This window comes from Streptomyces griseoruber (assembly GCF_001514205.1).
In the GTDB taxonomy this organism is placed as follows: Bacteria; Actinomycetota; Actinomycetes; order Streptomycetales; family Streptomycetaceae; genus Streptomyces; species Streptomyces griseoruber.
The window spans coordinates 2,907-3,450 of record NZ_KQ948816.1 but is presented as its reverse complement, the minus strand read 5'-3'; the positions used below and the strand labels follow the sequence as shown (position 1 = coordinate 3,450).

The 544-nt window shown below is 70.6% G+C and carries 1 protein-coding gene; it reads right to left on the bottom strand.

What is annotated here, in order from left to right:
• The coding region (locus AQJ64_RS44690; protein ID WP_169809766.1) for a ketoacyl-synthetase C-terminal extension domain-containing protein at positions 1-544 on the bottom strand (544 nt) is incomplete at both ends.

Genomic DNA, 544 nt, shown 5'->3' with positions numbered 1-544 from the left:
AACCAGGCCGGACGGCTCGCTGCCGGGGCGCTCCTCGACCTCCGTCGCGCGTTCCGGTTCCTGTTCGAGGATGACGTGGGCGTTCGTACCACTGGCGCCGAAGGCGGAGACGGCGGCCCGGCGCGGCCGGTCCAGCTCCGGCCAGGCCCGCTGCTCGGTCAGCAGCTCCACCGCACCCGCCGACCAGTCCACATGCGACGTCGGCGCATCCACATGCAACGTCTTCGGCAACACCCCGTGCCGCAGAGCCATCACCATCTTGATGACCCCACCCACACCGGCGGCCGCCTGCGCATGCCCGATGTTCGACTTCAACGACCCCAGGAACAGCGGCAGTTCACCGGAACGCTCCTGACCGTAGGTCGCGATCAGCGCCTGCGCCTCGATCGGGTCACCCAGCCGGGTACCCGTCCCATGCGCCTCGACCACGTCCACGTCGGCCCCATCGAGGCGCGCGTCGGCGAGCGCCTGCTGGATGACCCGCTGCTGCGACGGCCCGTTCGGCGCCGTCAGACCATTGCTGGCACCGTCCTGGTTGACCGCG